We start from the raw sequence: 1,057 nt of genomic DNA, 5'->3' as shown, positions 1-1,057 counted from the left end.
TGCTGGGCGGCGGCGATGACAGCTATGACGGCCGCGGCGGCTCGGCGGAGTCGGTATCGGGCGGCGACGGCGCGGACACGCTCATCGGCGGCGCCGGAGAGGACAGGCTCGACGGCGGGGCGGATGACGACCAGATCCGCGGCAAGGCTGACGATGACAGCCTGGAGGGCGGCCCCGGCAACGACACGATCGTGGGCGGCCAGGGCGACGACACGCTCTCGGGCAGCGACGGCAATGACGAGCTGCGCGGCGGCGAGGGCGACGACCTGCTGGACGGCGGCGTGAACAATGATCTGCTGATCGGTGGCCGCGGCAATGACGTCCTCCTCGGCGGCGGCGCGTCGGATGTGCTCCGCGGCTATGCCGGAGACGACTATCTGTCCGGCGGTCCGGGCCCCGACCAGCTGGAAGGCAACAAGGGCGATGACACGCTGGAGGGCGGCGCCAGGGAAGACACCTTCGTCTTCCGCGCGAATGACGGCTTCGACACGGTTCTGGATTTCCAGGACGGCACCGACCTGATCGACCTGACCGCGCTGGCCCTGACGGGCTACGGCGCGAGCCTCTCCGCCCATGCGGTCGAAACGTCGCGCGGCGTGCTGATCGACCTGTCGGACACCTACGGCCTGTCGATCCTGCTCGTGGGCGTGGCCGAGACGGACCTGTCGAATGCAGATTTCCTGTTCTGATCGGGGCAGCTCCGGTCCTGCCGGGAGCTGCCCCGATCGTTCCGTTCGGCGGGCGGACGGAACCGTGCCACCGGCCCCCAAGGCGGCCGTGCCGGGTGTGTGACCGGCTGATTGGCATGGAGCTTGCGGCATGTCCGGCTTTCGCTCAGCTCCATGTTAGGGTCAGGACTCATAGCCAGTAGATGACGATCGCGGCGAGAGTGATGGCAGGGAAGAATGTCCTGGGGCATCTGTCGTATCTGGTTGCTACGCGCCTCCAGTCTTTAAGCCTGCCAAACATGATCTCGATACGCTTGCGTCGTTTGCAGCGGCGCTTGTCGTGTTTGACTTGGGTTTTGCGTTGCTTCCGGCCCGGAATGCAGGCGCGC

At 67.1% G+C, this 1,057-nt stretch carries 2 protein-coding genes; one reads left to right on the top strand and one right to left on the bottom strand.

Translation table 11 applies throughout. The annotated features are described in order from the left end of the window. Positions 1-689 (top strand): calcium-binding protein (locus tag HCC78_RS32710; protein WP_172332841.1); only part of this gene is annotated, 689 nt, incomplete at its 5' end. A 169-nt stretch (positions 690-858) separates the two neighbouring features. Here the strand turns inward: HCC78_RS32710 and HCC78_RS32705 are convergent. Then, positions 859-1,057: transposase (locus HCC78_RS32705; RefSeq protein ID WP_172332840.1), on the bottom strand; the 199-nt coding region annotated here is incomplete at its 5' end.

The sequence above is a fragment of the Mangrovicoccus sp. HB161399 genome (assembly GCF_013184745.1).
In the GTDB taxonomy this organism is placed as follows: domain Bacteria; phylum Pseudomonadota; class Alphaproteobacteria; order Rhodobacterales; family Rhodobacteraceae; genus Mangrovicoccus.
The sequence above is the reverse complement of the archived record's forward strand: the minus strand, read 5'-3'. Positions and strand labels throughout refer to the sequence as shown.